Annotated in this window: 9 protein-coding genes; all 9 read right to left on the bottom strand. The window is 55.9% G+C overall.

Features of this window, described 5'->3' with window-relative positions:
• Positions 1-404 precede the first annotated feature (404 nt).
• A complete protein-coding gene (locus tag DFR37_RS15195) occupies positions 405-4,163 on the bottom strand; it encodes a hypothetical protein (protein ID WP_113934129.1) in 3,759 nt (1,252 codons plus the stop codon).
• Between the two features lie 21 nt (positions 4,164-4,184).
• Positions 4,185-6,563, bottom strand: a complete 2,379-nt coding sequence (locus DFR37_RS15190; RefSeq protein WP_113934128.1) for a restriction endonuclease subunit S — start codon at positions 6,561-6,563, stop codon at positions 4,185-4,187.
• Positions 6,556-7,680 (bottom strand): PDDEXK nuclease domain-containing protein, encoded by a 1,125-nt coding sequence (locus DFR37_RS15185; protein ID WP_113934127.1) that lies wholly within the window; start codon positions 7,678-7,680, stop codon positions 6,556-6,558. The genes DFR37_RS15190 and DFR37_RS15185 overlap by 8 nt, the downstream gene beginning before the upstream one ends.
• A complete protein-coding gene (locus DFR37_RS15180) occupies positions 7,677-9,155 on the bottom strand; it encodes a type I restriction-modification system subunit M (protein WP_113934126.1) in 1,479 nt (492 codons plus the stop codon). Before DFR37_RS15180 ends, DFR37_RS15185 begins: the two co-directional genes overlap by 4 nt.
• Before the next feature lie 25 nt (positions 9,156-9,180).
• Positions 9,181-11,571, bottom strand: a complete 2,391-nt coding sequence (gene hsdR, locus DFR37_RS15175) for an EcoAI/FtnUII family type I restriction enzme subunit R (protein ID WP_113934125.1) — start codon at positions 11,569-11,571, stop codon at positions 9,181-9,183.
• A gap of 394 nt (positions 11,572-11,965) precedes the next feature.
• Entirely contained in the window at positions 11,966-13,057 is a 1,092-nt protein-coding gene (ychF, locus tag DFR37_RS15170) for a redox-regulated ATPase YchF (protein ID WP_113934124.1), read from the bottom strand.
• Positions 13,058-13,169: 112 nt separating this feature from the next.
• On the bottom strand, positions 13,170-13,952 hold the full coding sequence (locus tag DFR37_RS15165; RefSeq protein WP_113934123.1) for a CPBP family glutamic-type intramembrane protease: 783 nt from the start codon (positions 13,950-13,952) through the stop codon (positions 13,170-13,172).
• Positions 13,945-14,541: an aminoacyl-tRNA hydrolase gene (gene pth, locus DFR37_RS15160; RefSeq protein ID WP_113934122.1), complete on the bottom strand. Its 597-nt coding sequence runs from the start codon at positions 14,539-14,541 to the stop codon at positions 13,945-13,947. Before pth ends, DFR37_RS15165 begins: the two co-directional genes overlap by 8 nt.
• A gap of 253 nt (positions 14,542-14,794) precedes the next feature.
• On the bottom strand, positions 14,795-15,427 hold the full coding sequence (locus tag DFR37_RS15155; protein ID WP_113934121.1) for a 50S ribosomal protein L25/general stress protein Ctc: 633 nt from the start codon (positions 15,425-15,427) through the stop codon (positions 14,795-14,797).
• Positions 15,428-15,532: the final 105 nt, after the last annotated feature.

Below are 15,532 nucleotides of genomic sequence, written 5' to 3'. Positions count from 1 at the left end.
CTCATGAAAATACGTGTACATCTCAAAAAATACATGGACACGTATCTTGATGAGATTTAACCGAGACTTCTAGACGGTACAGGGCGGGCCGTTACGATTGTCCCCAAGGCGCAGCCCCCAATTTCTATCGAAATCCAGCGCAGCGGCCACATTCTTTGTGCTCTGGCTCAGCAGCACAAAGAATGTATGAAAGACCGTGGGGACAGGATAGTCTGCGGCTGCGTCCATTAGCGGATACCGTTGGCACCGTGGTAACCCGCTGTAAAGATCGTGGTACCAATATCACACCAAGGCGTACATATTACGTACACAGGGTGCTCAACATGATGAAAACAATGCGGGCAAATTACGGTCACTACAAGACGACAATGTGTTCATATAGTGCCCACCCGAATGATGAATTTTCATGACTCTTGAGTCCATAACCCGTCGTCGTCATGCTGTAGAGCTTCGTGCTCGTATGATTTTGCAAGACTTTCGATCATTGTGGCAAGATTGGGTTTCGAGCCTTCCCAGTGACGGGCGAAGCGCCTGAATTCTTCAGCGGCTTTTCGTTCTTGCGTGCCACCGTCATATGGCATACGGGTGGTGACACCTCGAGAATTATGAACCCCCGTATGAAAGCCCCGTCTGACATCTTCGCAATTATCCTCATCCAAAAACTCAGCAATGATTGGGTTTGGCCAAAAATCCAAATGTTTGTTCAAGGGCCAATCGGAGAGCCAGGCGCCCACCGTCAGATCAGTGACAGCTTCGAGATCTCTTTCTTTTGCCAACTCCCGGACTCTGTTGATCCATGAGACGAATAGCTCTCTATCAATTTCTCCTCCTGGCGTTTTCCCCGGAACACCGCGTCCACCGTGGATCAGAGAAACGGCCGTTTGCGCCGCTGCATGCAAGTGTTCTGGCAACGGCTCACGTTCCGTATTATGAGGAGTGAAGACAAGAGAAATGAGCTCCATGAAAGATTCCGGCCTGCCCAGTATCTCTGCCATCAAATGAGGTACACCATACTTGTCATATTCAAGCATTGGATAGTAAGCAAATTCCAGGCTCGCCATTTCCGAGTGATCGCCTCCGGCATTAGCAAGCGCCTTGAACACACGGGAGATACGCCACGTTTGCGGAAGGCCCGTATTTTTCTCCTGACCAGCGGCAATGCCTTTTAGCATTCGGATCAGCAGCGCACCAGGTAGTTCGGTTGCGCGATCTCCCATCGCCTCCAGGGCTGTTCGTGAGCGGCCAGCTGCCAACAGCTTTTCCATGCAGAAAAGTAGATGATCTCTGTCTGACTGAATATACGACAGCCAGACAGCCAACCAGAAATGATCGCGAACCGCTTGTGATTGCTCTTCGACGAGCTGCCATAAGACCATACCTTGCGGGGCGTTGACCATGAAGCCAGCCTTCTTCTCCAAAGGCACGCGCTTATGTTCGAGTTGCTGCAAGCATGTTTTCAGAGAATCAAAGAACTCTGCATGAGGTAGTGCATGCAGCACGCCTTGGGTCAGCGAATCATATAATGAGGGACCCTGTAGTTCCATATACCATTGACACAGCCATTGCTCCATATCGCCACGTTCAAACGGCTCCGTGACAAGCTCCCAGCCAACTAGCCTTGGGTCGTCACAACACTTAGCCAATCTGGCAATGCCCGACCAACCTTGAACTTTATATATTTCCCGGACGGCTGAGGCGCGCAATGCTGCCCTGGCTTTGTCCGCTTCTTTGTAGTCTTCCCCGCTCCCATCAGGCAGCTCTACCCATCCGTTGGAGAAAATCCAGGCATGGCGGATAACCAGATCATCGGCGGTCAGAGTGTCAAACAATGGCCTCAACGCATCAGCTGAATATCTATCGTGCTTGCCGCCATCCTGATTAAAAGAGTTTTGCCAGTTCAGAAATTGCCTAACGGCATTGCGGACGATTGCTCGATCTTCATCGGGCAAGGTTTTCGCGTTTCCTACCAGTTCGATGACTTTGTCCCGGAAGCTCGTATCCAGTTTATCGACCTTTGGGACCAGATTGGCAATGCGCTGGGCGTTTCCCTGAGCTTTCTCTATCAGCAAATCAGCGATTGGCGGTACAAATTGCAGGATCTCAACAGCGGCGACGACATCGCCTGCATCAGCATCGTCATCGCGCCAGCGAGGCTTTGCATTGGGTGAAGCTACATCATGCTGCCTAGGAATCAAGGCCAACAAAAGATTCCATGCTGTTTCAGGATACCGATCGACTATATTTCTAATCGCACGGAGCCTCAGTGCGACTGACGCGGCTGTTTGCGGGTACCAGTGTCGAAAGAGGGAAACCAGGGTATTGAATGGCGTGTTACCCCAGTTACCCTTCACTTCCACATCGGCCAGTTCGGCAAGGACATTTGCAACCCGCCCGAGTCGGCCGGGATACCATGCCAATAACTCCAAAGCCCAAAGCAGGTCGGCATGCCAGCAACGTCCAGATATCCCGGACGATTGTGTTTCTATGATTAACTGGGTAACCGGCTTACCAGGCTTTCGCAAACTGTTTTGAACTGCGTTCAAGAACTCATCGGGAGCCGCCTCGGCAAACGACTGAAGAAAGGACGAAACGGAAAGCCAGCGTTCTCCATTGGCTTCTTCCAAGAGTTGAGTAACAAAACGCCGTACATGATTGCCGATGGCGATATGATTGAAGCCGTCAGAAAAATGACCTAGCTTGGCGATCGATTCTGTCATGGCGTCCAACACAACACCAGATTGCTCACGAACCTTGCCATAAATGGAAGCCATCCAACGTTTGTCTTCTTCCAGTTCCAGCACCGGATCGGGTTGTTCAAATACTGCACTGGCAATCTGAAAGAATCTTGTCAGAATGGCGTCTGTCAGCTTCGGCGCCATCAGATGTAACAACTCTAACGGAGCCTTGGCTTTCCAGAGAGAACCTATTTTGAGGACAGGCGCGTCATCCAGCGTAGCCAGCCTCAACAGCTCGCTTTCAATGTCTTCGTAGGGCCTGTTGGCAATCTTCGCAACGCAAGCCCTGTCTCCTTCAGACGCACTATTCCAGGCCCCCACCAACGTCAAGATTAGCAAGCTTGTGACATCAGCATCATCGACCCATTTCGGTTTCTTGATGACTGGATTTTGCGCATGCCATCGACGAAAAACCGTCCATGACCTTCCCAAAGTTCGCGTACATCGGGCCGCATCAGAGGCTGCTATTCCAAGCTCAAGCAGTGATTTCTCAAATTCATCTGGCCTTGGGCGTCGAAGCTCCACCATTTTTCGATCTATCGCCTGTCCTCCAATGCCCATAAGATTGAAGGCTCGATCTCCGAAAGCCATGGGTACAGCCAGAGTCATTCCTTCGCGTGGAGCTCGATAGCTGCCAAGCCGGTTATCAGCGATGACCACCAACTCAATGCCGGGGTTGGCATCCACAAACTGCCAGCCTTCTTCCGAAGTCACGCAGGCGGCGCGTGAAGAATGGCCGTCTTCGATCAATTGCGCGCATACAAAGGCAACGGCTTCTGCCTGGCTGTCTGCCATAACAGAGACCAAAGGCTCATGCTGTTCAATACTGTTCTGTAGCGTGAGCCTTGATTCTTCTCGACCGCTAAACAGCGCTGACATTGTGATGGCAGGGTTGGGCTGATTGCTCCAGTGAGCCCAGTAGTTTTCTACGGCCTCTATGCCATGGCCTGCAATACCGAGTTGCATGCCCAACCACAAGCTTGTCGAAGCGGAGGTTTCCAGCCAAGCTTCCAGATCATCAGCATCCCAGACCTGCACGTCTGCCCAGACATTGCGGCTTGCAGCATTCTCCCGCCATGCGCTTTTCCCAGGCCAGCGACGGGGAGTCACAAAAACAAAGGTGGCTTGCGCTGCCTGTTCCGCAGAGATCTGTCCAAGGCGCTTCTCAAAATCACTGCTGGCTTTGGATGCGGGTTCTTTTGAAGTACCCAATTCCCAGTAGCTGATGCTGGTTGGAACCCAAGGGTTTCCTTGAGTCACCTCGATGACACCATCCCAGCCGGGAGCACTGACGGAATCGCCACCAGGCATAGCAATCGCTGTGATCCGGGCCGTAGCCGAGATCAATCGTCTCACAAGGACAGGCAGCATTCCCTGCGCTTCGCGCCTGTCTGACCACTGTACGAGATGGGTTGCAGTGACGCGCATGGTGGAATGCCTCCTATGGAATCAGACACCAAGTCGTTGCTGCTGGACGGTTCTTGGTCCCAGTCCGCGAGGGACGAAGTTTTCCTTGCGTAGCCAGACAAGCCACGGCTTGAGATCGGATGGCGCAAAGCGCGCTTTGCGCCCGTGCCAGTGTTCGCGCATGTCGGTGATGATCTGTTCGTCGGCGGGCTGGATGCCGTCAATCAGGAAATCGTTCCAGACGGCGAAAAGCGTGGCGATGATCTCAACCTGTTCGGTAGTCTTGTCGGCCAGTGCGTAGATCAAGCGGTCGAATTCGGCTTTCTGTTCGCACGACATCAATGCCTCGGCTCTCGCCGCAGGCTCCGACAACGCCGACAAGCAGCGGTACTCCGTCTTTTTCCTGCCGTTGGCCAAGGTCTTTTCATTGACCTCGAACCAGCGCTTTCCTTGACCTTGCCGCTCGAAATCATAAATCCAGGTATCCAGTGGCCCGGCAGCTTCACGCTCGGGTTTCTGATCCAGCTCCAGGCCCACGTAGGCTTGTGCTAGGTACATCACCTTGGCGGCGGCAGTTCGACCAAAGTATTGGGCGTTGGCGAGTTTGCTGAACGCATAGCAGCCTATGTTGGCTCGGTAGGTAGCCAAGTCAATGACTTGGGCTGTTGAAAGCGATGCTTGCCGGCGTTTTTCCGTTGTGTTGTTTTGTGATTGGGCGAGCATTAGCGCGTTCAGCAATTCGGCCTGTTTGCCGGTTGCGGCATCGATTTTCTGCTCAAGAAAGTTACACAAACCCATCAACTCATCGATTTTCGCGACGATGCGACGCTGCTCTTGCAATGGCGGGAGTGAGACCGGCAGCAAACTCATCGTTTCCCGGCTCACATTCTTCATGGAACTGCTGGTTCCAGATGCGTTCCCCATGTAATAAGCACGCGAATATGGAACTCCATTTACGATGTTTACAAACACCTTATCCACGCTACAGCTAAGCGTGAATCTGACTATTTTTTCGCTCATCATAAGGTGTGGGGGGGCGTCATTGACTACTACGCTGCGTGCGACGAGCTCGTCTGTATTTGCACGCGAGATGAGAAAATCCCCACTCTTGACTTCGCAATCCAGCCTTGGATTTTGCGACGCAGGAAGTGCCTTGTTCTCGTCCGGGTTAAACTTTCCCCAAGAGACGGCACTGACTTTGAGCACCCCCCATTCTTGGCCTTTGCGCATTCCCGGGAGGCATTGTGGACTCCATCCTGAGTCACTGGATAATGCAAGGTTTCCTAACCTTGCCCACTCCCACCCCTGTGGCAATGCATACGGCTTTTCTTCTTCCGTCACCGGTGGCAATGACTTCGGTATCTTGATCTTGCCTTTCTTCACCAGCCGCTGTCTTTCGGCTTCGATCTCTTTCAGCAGCTCGCTGGCGGGCTGGTCATTCGGTTTTTGCGGGACGAGTTTGCCCATCACCGCCAGTTGCAGGATGGCCTTGCGCAACTCGGCGACGTTTTCCTTAACGGTGTAGAGCTCGCCAAAGTGTTCGGCTAGGAAGGCCTGGGCGCGCTGGTGTTGGTCGGGTTCGGCGATGTTCAACAGTTGCTTGATGGCGGCGGCATGGACGGTCAGGCGCTGTTCCTGTTGGGCAGTGTGCAGTTTTTCAAGCTCGTCGCAGCGCGCCATCAGCTCGTCGATTTTGGCGACGATACGGTACTGCTCATTTACTGGTGGAATCGGATGAACGCTATGGATGGCATCCTCTGTTCCCAAGCGAGGCATTTTCACGCCATACATCAGCGTGTTTACGTGGGAAAGGAAACCTGGGCGCTTTAACAACCACCGTAGAAACTCAGGGATGACTGCTTTGGATGGAACAATCGGAACTATCTCAGTAGTGCAGACACCAGCCGAGTCTGCAACCAACACTTTGTCCAAATATGGACGGAGCTTTCCATAAAGAACATCTCCCTCCTTAAATGTTGATTTTGTCGATTTCGATTCACGCTGGAAATACCTTGCTCGACCGATAAGCCGGGAGGTTTCCTTTTCAATGTCCTCCAAGTCAAGCAGCCAAGTATCCTCGGCGATTTCGCTCGGATCAATATTGGGCCTACCGTTGTAGTCAGAAAAGGATTGCAGGCGTGCCCACTCCCATCCCTGCGGCAGCGAATAAAGCTTTTCTTCTTCCCTTATCGGCGGCAAGGACTTGGGTTTCTTGATCTTGCCGTCCTTCACCAGCCGCTGTTTCTCGGCTTCAATCTCCTTCAGCAGTTCGCTAGCAGGCTTCTCGCTCGGATCTTGCTGCACCAGCTTGCCCTGCATGGCCAGGGTCAGGATCAGTTTGCGCAGTTTCCTGATGCCATCGGGTTCGGCAAAGGCGGTATCGAAGTGCTGTTCCAGCAGTTCGGTGGTGTGCTTATTCATGCTCGCATCCCAGTTCGCGCTCGATCTGTTCGATGCTGGGCAAAGCGCTTTTCAGGGTCTTCGGCAGGGCGCGGGTAATCTCGAAACTGGACACGCCGATGGGCTTGTCCACGCCACGCAGTGCGTACTCGGCCAGTACGCGGTTGGGCTGTTGGCAAAGGATCAGGCCGATGGTGGGTTTGTCGCTCTCGTGGCGCAGTTGGTCGTCAACAACGTTGCAGTAGAAATTCATCTTGCCGGCGTATTCGGGCTTGAAATCACCACGCTTGAGGTCGATGACCACATAGCAGCGCAGTTTGAGGTGGTAAAACAGTAGGTCGATGTAGAAGTCATCGCCGCCAAGGTCGAGGTGATACTGGCGCCCGACGAAGGCGAACCCCTGGCCAAGCTCCAACAGGAATTTCTCCAGGTGAGCAATCAGCCCGGTTTCCAGCTCGCGCTCATGGAAGCTCGCTTCCAGGGTCAGAAAGTCGAACAGGTAGGGGTCTTTGAGGGTTTGTTGCACCAGATCGGAATCCGGCGAGGGCAGGCGCAGCGCGAAGTTGCTGGCGGCGTTGCCCTGGCGACGGTGTGCGGCGGTTTCGATCTGCATCACCAGAATGTTGCGGCTCCAGCCATTTTCAAGGGTGGCGCGCATATACCACTGGCGCGTGCTCGCATCCTTGACCTTGGCAATCAGCTCGGCGTGGTGGCCCCAGGGCACGGAAAGCAGAAGCTCGGGCGGAAATATCGAGGCCATGTCCGCGGTTTGTGCCACGGCCTGTGGCCTTTTCTTCCCGCCGGCCACTTGTGCCACGGGCTGTGGCACTTCCGTGCCCGCTGTGCGGGCACCCAGATGGGGGTACTCCCGGTAGAAGGCCAACATGCGCTTGATGTTACGCTCTGAAAACCCCTTTTCTTCCGGCAACTCATTGTGCAGGTCTTTCGCCAGTCGGGGGATGACAGCGGCCCCCCAGCCTTCCTGCTTCTGGCGCTGGTCGATTAGCGTGCCGATATCCCAGTACAGGCGAAGCAGTTCGGCGTTGACTGCCAGCACGGCTCGCGTCTGGGCATGGCGAATGCGCCGCTTGATATCAGCAAATAACGCTGGATAGTCGGCTGGCAAATGCGTGCTCATGCTGTTCCCCCATCGGTAGCCTTGAGCGCGGCCAGCAGCTCGGTTTTCAGTGCTTGCTGGGCAACTTGCAACTGACGGGTGATGTCCAGGTATTCGGCCATCAATTCATCCGGATCACCATGCTCGACAGTGATCTCATGCGGGTTCTTGCAATCCAAGTTGTAGTTACGAGCAGCAAGATCCTTGGCCGAGACCTTCCAGGCGTTCTCGGTCGTCCTCCGCCCTTTGCGTGCGTGACCGCCCCACCAATCTTTTTCGAGGTCAAATTCCTCGATGGTGAGCGGCTTGGAACGGGAATAGCTCTTGTAACCTTCCGGGTAAGGATGCTCGAAGAACCATACGTCTTGTGTAGAGCCGCCCTTTTCGAAGAACAGGATGTTGGTGGCGATGCTGGTATAAGGGGCGAACACGCCTTTGGGCAGGCGCACGATGGTATGCAGGTTGAACTCTTCCAGCAGCTCACGCTTGAGCGTGGTTTTCACCCCCTCGCCGAAGAGGAAGCCGTCCGGCAGCACCACGGCGGCGCGCCCGGTGTCGTGCTTGAGCAGATGCGTGATCAACGCCATGAACAGGTCAGCAGTCTCGCGGGTCTGGTGCTTGGCGAGGAAGTTTTTCTCGATACCATCTTCTTCCATGCCGCCGAACGGCGGGTTGGTGATGATGATGTCCACCCGGTCGCGTGGACCGTAGTCCTTGAAGGGACGAGAGAGCGTGTTGTCATGGCGGATGCGAGTCGGCACGTCGATGCCATGCAGCATCATGTTAGTCATGGCCAGCATGTGCGGCAGGGGCTTCTTCTCCACGCCATAGATATTCTCTTGCAGCAGCCGATTGTCATCCGGCGTGTTGACCTGCTTCTTGAGATATTCGATGGCGCAGGTCAGGAAGCCTCCCGTGCCGCAGGCCGGATCAAAAATGCTCTCGCCGAGCTTCGGATCGAGGATATCGACCATGAACTGGGTGACGGCACGCGGTGTGTAGTACTCCCCTGCATTACCTGCCGACTGCAGATCGGCAAGAATTTTCTCGTAGATGTCGTTGAACAGGTGCCGGTCGCTGGACTTATTGAAATCAACATCCTCTTCAATGGTGTTGATCACCTGGCGCAGCAGGGTACCTGACTTCATGTAGTTGTAGGCATCCTCAAACACTGAACCAATCACCCGACCTTGTGCGGACACGCCCGCCTTGGTGGCAAGCTGTTTCAAGGAGGGGAAGAGGTCGTTGTTGACGAAGTCGATCAACTCTTCACCGGTCATGCCTTCCGGATCCTTGGCCCAGTTGCTCCAGCGAAAGCGGCTTTGCAGCGGCGAACGGTAGCTGGACTGGGTCAGTTCCCACTCCTGTTCCTTATCGTCGAAGATCTTCAGGAACAATAGCCAGCAAATCTGGCTGATGCGCTGGGCGTCGCCATCAACGCCGACATCCTTGCGCATGATGTCCTGAATGGCTTTGATAAGAGTTGCAAGTGACATGAATACTTCCTGAGTCTAGTTCTGATCAGGCGCGGTAGAGCTCACGCTCGAGCTCGCCGACGGCCTGTTGGTATTGGGTCTTGCCGCCAAAGGCACGCACCAGTTCGATCGGTGTGCCCATGCCATTGAAGGGGGCGATGGCGAGGATTTGCGTTTCCTCGATGGCGGCCACACCTTCGTCGGCATACTTGTCGAGCAGGGCTTCGAGCACCTTTTGCGCCTGCTCGCCGTACTTGGCGAAGTAATGGCGCTTCTTGACCTGTTCGGCCCGCTCCTTGCGCGTGAGTGGGGGTTGATCCCAGGCCACGTGGCATAACAGATCGAAGGGGTCGAAATCCTTGCCGGATTGCTTGTCCACCTCGTCGGCCAACGCCTCGAAAAAGATGCCTTGATGGGCCAGCTCGTCGATGATGGCCTGCTTCTTCTCGGCCTTGCTCCAATGGCGCAGAAAATCGTCGAGCGACGCGAATTCCTTGGCCAAGGTGTTGCGGGTGTAGTCTTTCAGGGACTCGGTGATCAGCTTGCCGTTGGCGTCGAAGTACTGCACCCGCTCGGCCACCACCTTGACCTCAACGTTGGCGACAACGTAACGGCGCACGTTGCTGCCCTCCTCGCCTGGCAGGGGTTCGGCTACGCCGCCGGGAGGCATGGGGTTGTCGTCCTGCGTGGGATAGATGAATTCATCGTCAAGCAACGCCTCCCCATCCTCTTCATCTGGAGGGAGCGGTGGCTCGCCGGGGCCTGGCTCATAAATTTGCACGGGATCGCCGTCGAAAGCCGGATCGGCGAACAGTTCGGTCGCTTTCTTGAAATCGAGGATAGTGAACCAATACTTATCGAAATCCTCGTTGATGCGCGTTCCGCGACCGATGATCTGCTTGAATTCGGTCATGGACTGGATGCGCTGATCCAGCACGATGAGCTTGCAGGTCTGGGCATCGACGCCCGTGGTCATCAGCTTGGAAGTAGTCGCGATGACGGGGTATTTGCTCTCCGGGAAGATGAAGTTGTCCAACTCCATCTTGCCTTCTTCATTGTCGCCGGTGATGCGTACGACATAGCGATGGTTCTGCGCCACCAGGTCGGCGTTTTCGTTGACCAGCGCTTGGCGCATGCGTTCGGCATGGTTTATGTTGTCGCAGAAGACGATGGTCTTGTCGAAGCGGTTGCTGGCTTTCAGGTATTCACTGATCTTGCGCGCCACCACGTGCGTGCGTTGTTCCAGTACCAGCGTCTTGTCAAAATCACGCTGATTGTAGATGCGGTCTTCGATCTCGTTGCCGAGCTTGTCGAGCATGCCCTTGTCGGGACGCCAGCCGGTCACGTCTTTGTCCAGGTCGATGCGCACTACCTTGTAGGGTGCGAGAAAGCCATCGTCGATGCCCTGGCGTAGCGAGTAGGTGTAAATGGGCTCGCCGAAGTAGTCGATGTTGGATACTTCCTTGGTTTCCTTGGGCGTAGCGGTCAGGCCGATCTGTGTGGCGGAATGGAAATACGTCAGGATCTCGCGCCAGGCCGAATCTTCGGCGGCGCTGCCTCGGTGGCATTCGTCGATCACGATCAGATCGAAGAATTCCGGGCTGAACTGTTTGTAGATGTTCCGTTCTTCTTCGTTACCGGTGACGGCCTGGTAAAGCGACAGATAGATCTCGTACGACTTGTTGGCCTGCCGCTTCTGGATCTTGGTCATCGCCGCGCCGAACGGCTTGAAGTCGTTGGTAATGGTCTGATCGATCAGGATGTTGCGGTCCGCCAGGAACAGGATGCGTTTCTTGGCACGCGACCTCCACAACCGCCAGATGATCTGGAAAGCGGTATAGGTCTTGCCTGTGCCCGTGGCCATCACCAGCAGAATGCGTTTCTGCTCTTTGGCAATCGCCTCGATGCTCTTGTTAATGGCGAGCAACTGGTAGTAGCGAGGCGTCTTGTTGCTGCCGTCGCTGTAGTAGTCCTGGGCTACCAGGGCCTGCTGCTGCGTGCTCAGGCCCTGATGCTCTGCCCACCATTGCCACAACGTATCGGCACCGGGGAACTCATCCAGGCTCAGTTCGCGCTCGATAACGCCGTCCTTGGCGATCTTGTTGTGGAACAGGAAGCCATCTCCATTGCTGCTGAATACGAAAGGCACTTGCAGCATTTCGGCATAGCCGAGGGCCTGTTGCATGCCCGAGCCGATGGCATGCTTGTTGTCCTTGGCTTCGATGACGGCAATGAGCAGGTTGGGCTTTTGAAACAGCACATAATCCGCGCGCTTGTGTTGGCCACGCATGTGCAGTTTGCCGCGCACGATGATGCGCCCCTTGGTCAGCAGGAACTCTTCGCGTACCTGAGTTAGAACATCCCATCCAGCCTTTTCCAACGCTGGCGTGATGAACTTCGTGCAAATGTCGCGTTCGCTGAGCACCTGCTTATTCATAGGAGGCGGTCCGTTCCATGCGACTTCGTCGGACACCGACAGTGCAGCGTTTCATGAGCCTGAGTCCAAGGAAATTTTGGTCCCACGATTGTATCAGCGTGTGATAATTGTCGTTGATTAAGAATGTCTGTCGGCTGCGAAAAACATCGTCGCTCACTACCAAAGAGGATAATTCACTCTCTTTTAGCTAGCTGTTACCGTACTCACATCGCCAAGCGGTACTTCCGCCGCCAAATATTGCTACCGACAAGCTTTATCAGCCCGACTAGGCGCGCGCCCTCACTGAACAACCCGCTCGTTCAGCGACCGAGATTGTCGGAAAGGCCCTTGGCTGTAAAAGCCCTCCCCCATCCACCAAGCGCTACTGAGCGCCACCGAGATCCAGCGAAATCCGTCAGACGTTGAACAAGAAATTCAACACATCCCCGTCCTTGACCACATATTCCTTGCCTTCGGCCCGCATCTTGCCCGACTCTTTCGCGCCCTGTTCGCCCTTGCAGGCGATGAACTCGTCGTATGCGATGGTTTGGGCGCGGATGAAGCCGCGTTCGAAGTCGGTGTGGATGACGCCGGCCGCCTTGGGTGCGGTGTCGCCGATGTGGATCGTCCAGGCGCGCACTTCCTTGACGCCGGCGGTGAAGTAGGTTTGCAGGCCAAGCAGGCTGTATGCTGCACGGATCACGCGGTTCAGGCCCGGTTCGTCCATGCCCATGTCGGCCAGGAACACGTTCTTGTCTTCGTCGTCCAGTTCGGCGATTTCAGCTTCGACGGCAGCGCATACGGCTACGACCGGGGCGTTTTCTGTTTCGGCGTATTTTTGCACGGCTTCCAGATGCGGATTGCCGGTGAAGCCGTCTTCTTTGACGTTGGCGACATACATGCAGCGCTTGGCCGTGATGAAGCAGAATTGCTTGATAAGGGCCAGATCGTCTTCGTCCAGGCCCATGGAACGTATGGGGCGGGCTTCGTTCAGGACGGGAATGATTTTTTCCAGCACGGCCACAAGCTTGATGCCTTCTTTGTCGCCCGCGCGCGCGGTTTTCTGGTTGCGCTGCAAGGCCTTTTCGGCCGAGGCCAGGTCGGCCAAGGCCAGCTCTGTATTGATGACTTCAATATCCGAAATGGGATCGATGCGCCCGGCCACGTGAATAACGTTTTCGTCTTCGAAGCAGCGCACCACATGTACGATGGCGTCGGTTTCGCGGATATTGGCCAGGAACTGGTTGCCCAGGCCTTCGCCCTTGGAAGCGCCGGCAACCAGGCCTGCGATGTCGACGAATTCGACCACGGCGGGCAGGATGCGCTCGGGCTTGACGATGCCGGCCAGTGCCGTAAGACGCGCATCGGGCACTTCGACGACGCCGACGTTGGGCTCGATAGTGCAGAAGGGGTAGTTTTCTGCCGCAATGCCCGCCTTGGTCAGGGCATTAAAAAGAGTAGATTTTCCTACGTTGGGTAAACCAACAATGCCACATTGCAGAGCCATGAATATCCTGTATTTTCAACTAAAACTGTATAAAAGAAAGCTATTTTAACGTGTTGGCGCAATAGGCCGCGCCCGGGCCGATTAGCGGCGGGCCGTTGCGCGGCCCAGCCTTCTACATCCCCAAGCTCGTCGGATCCGGGACAAACCGCAAGACCAGCCACACGATCAGCAAGGGGCCGCCATTAAAGAGGCCATGCAGCAGCATGGAAGCCCCTATGCCGCGCCGCACCCGCAGCCAGCCAAGCACCATGCCTGTCAGCCATTGCGGCAGCACCAGCAAGGGCATCAGCCAGTACGGCGTGGAGTTGAGCGCGAAATTATGCAAGTGCATGCCTGCAAACAGCAGGCATGAACCGTGAAAAGCCCAGAAAAACCGCGCCTGATACGCCTGGCGCATCCGCCACGGCAGGGCTCCCGCAAACCGGCCCGCGGGCAGCGTGCCCATCCACCAGCACAGCAACACAATCACGGCCACCAGGACGACCGCCGCCCAGGTCGGCCCGCTGAACAATGCAATCGCGCCGGCAGGCACGACCCAAAACGCCTGGGCCGGCCGGCGCAAGCCGTAGCGAAACACCAGCTCTTCCACAATGGGCGCCCAGATCAGGGCTTGCAGCCATGGAATATTTGTAAAGTCCAGGCGATGCTCGGCGCCGCCAATCCCGGCCGCCGCCAAGGCTATCGGCCCAAGAAAAACAATATTCACCAGCCACAAGAACAACGCCCATCGCAGCATTCGGCGCAACGACAACGCCGGCAGCCAATCGGCTTGCCAGCTATTGCAGCCGGCATGCCGGCCCGGCAGCCTTGGCGTGAAATGCGGACGCCGCACGAAGCCGATGAAATCGCGGAACTCGCCGCGAAAGCTGGTGATCGCGGGCGCGGCGTCAGGCACCGTTGCCCTCGTGCAGTTGGCTCATGGCTTTGCTGTATTCGCCTTGCAGCATAAGCGGCACGGTGACGCGGCAGCGCTCGATGACTGCTTCGATGGCTTTCAGTTCGTCGCGCCGCGGCGGGTTCAGCACAAAGCCCACCACCTGCTGGGCCAGGCCCAGGGTCCGCGGGTGGCCGATGCCGATGCGCAAGCGCCAAAAATCGGGGCTTGAAAACACAGACTGTATGTCGCGCAGGCCGTTATGCCCCGCATGGCCGCCGCCCTGCTTTATCTTGGCTTGTCCCGGAAGCAGATCCAGTTCGTCGTGCAGCACCAGGACCTGGTCCGGCTGCAGCTTGTAAAAGCGCATCAGCGCGCCCGCCGCCTGGCCGGAACGATTCATGAAAGTAGTCGGCTTGGCCAGGATTATGGTCTCGCCCTGGAACTTTCCCTTCGCTACCCAGGCTGAAAAGCCCTTCTCCAGCGCAAAGCCGGCCTTGAAGTCATCGGCCAGATGGTCGGCAAGCCAGAACCCTGCATTGTGGCGCGTGGTTTCGTATTCGGGACCAGGATTGCCCAGCCCGATAATCAGACGAACAGGAGGCTTCATAGATTAGCAATTGCAAGAAAATAGTTGGCCATGGTGGCGGGCAGCCAAAATGCCCGGGGCCGCCAAACGCGTACGTATCTTATTTCACTTCCAGATCAAGCGTTAACGCGAGGATAGAACGCGGACGGTAGCGCGGCGCAAGACTCGCCCCTGGAATTAAAACAAAACCCCTGAAGGCGATTATTGCCCGCAGGGGTTTTAGCCTGATTCCGCGGCCGGCTGGCCGCAGGGTCAGGCAGGTAGAGCATGTCGATTATTCGGCAGCGGGCGCTTCTGGAGCGGCCGGAGCTGCCGGTGCGGCTTCGTCTTCGCTGTCGGCGCCGCCGGCCTTGATCGGAGCGGTAGCCAAAGCGGGGCTGGCTTCGCCGCCACGAGGCACGAAGGTAACGCCCTTGGGCAACGTGATGTCGGCCAGGTGGACGGTTGCACCGGCTTCCAGGTTTTGCAGATCGACTTCGATCGAAACAGGCAGGTCGGCAGGCAGGCAGCTGACTTCAAGCTCGGTCAGCAGATGGCTGATGACGGACTTGCCTACTTTTACCGCAGGCGAATTTTCGCCGTTCAGGAAGTGCAGCGGCACCTTGGTGGTGATGGCCTTCGAAGCGTCTACGCGCTGGAAGTCGACGTGCAGTACCAGCTGTTTGTATGGGTGCCATTGAACCGAACGCAGCAGAACCTGTTCGGCCTTGCCGTCCAGCTCCATGCTGAGAATCGACGCGTGGAACTCTTCCTTGCGCAGGGCATGGTAGATTTCGTTGTGGTCGAGTTCGATGTTCAAAGGCTGTGCTTTGCCGCCATAAACAATGGCGGGGACACGGCCGGCGTTGCGCAGGCGGCGGCTCGCACTCGTACCCTGGACGCTACGCAAAGTGGCGTTGAATTTCATGGAAATACTCCAAAACAAGGGGCATTGAAGCCCTGTTGAAAATACGCAGCGCCAATGCGCTGCGGTGGGTCGCTGCCTGCCGCGACCAGCAGGCAACGGAAAATC

Origin of the sequence: Eoetvoesiella caeni (assembly GCF_003315175.1) — a bacterium.
Lineage (GTDB): Bacteria > Pseudomonadota > Gammaproteobacteria > Burkholderiales > Burkholderiaceae_B > Eoetvoesia > Eoetvoesia caeni.
The sequence above is the reverse complement of the archived record's forward strand: the minus strand, read 5'-3'. Positions and strand labels throughout refer to the sequence as shown.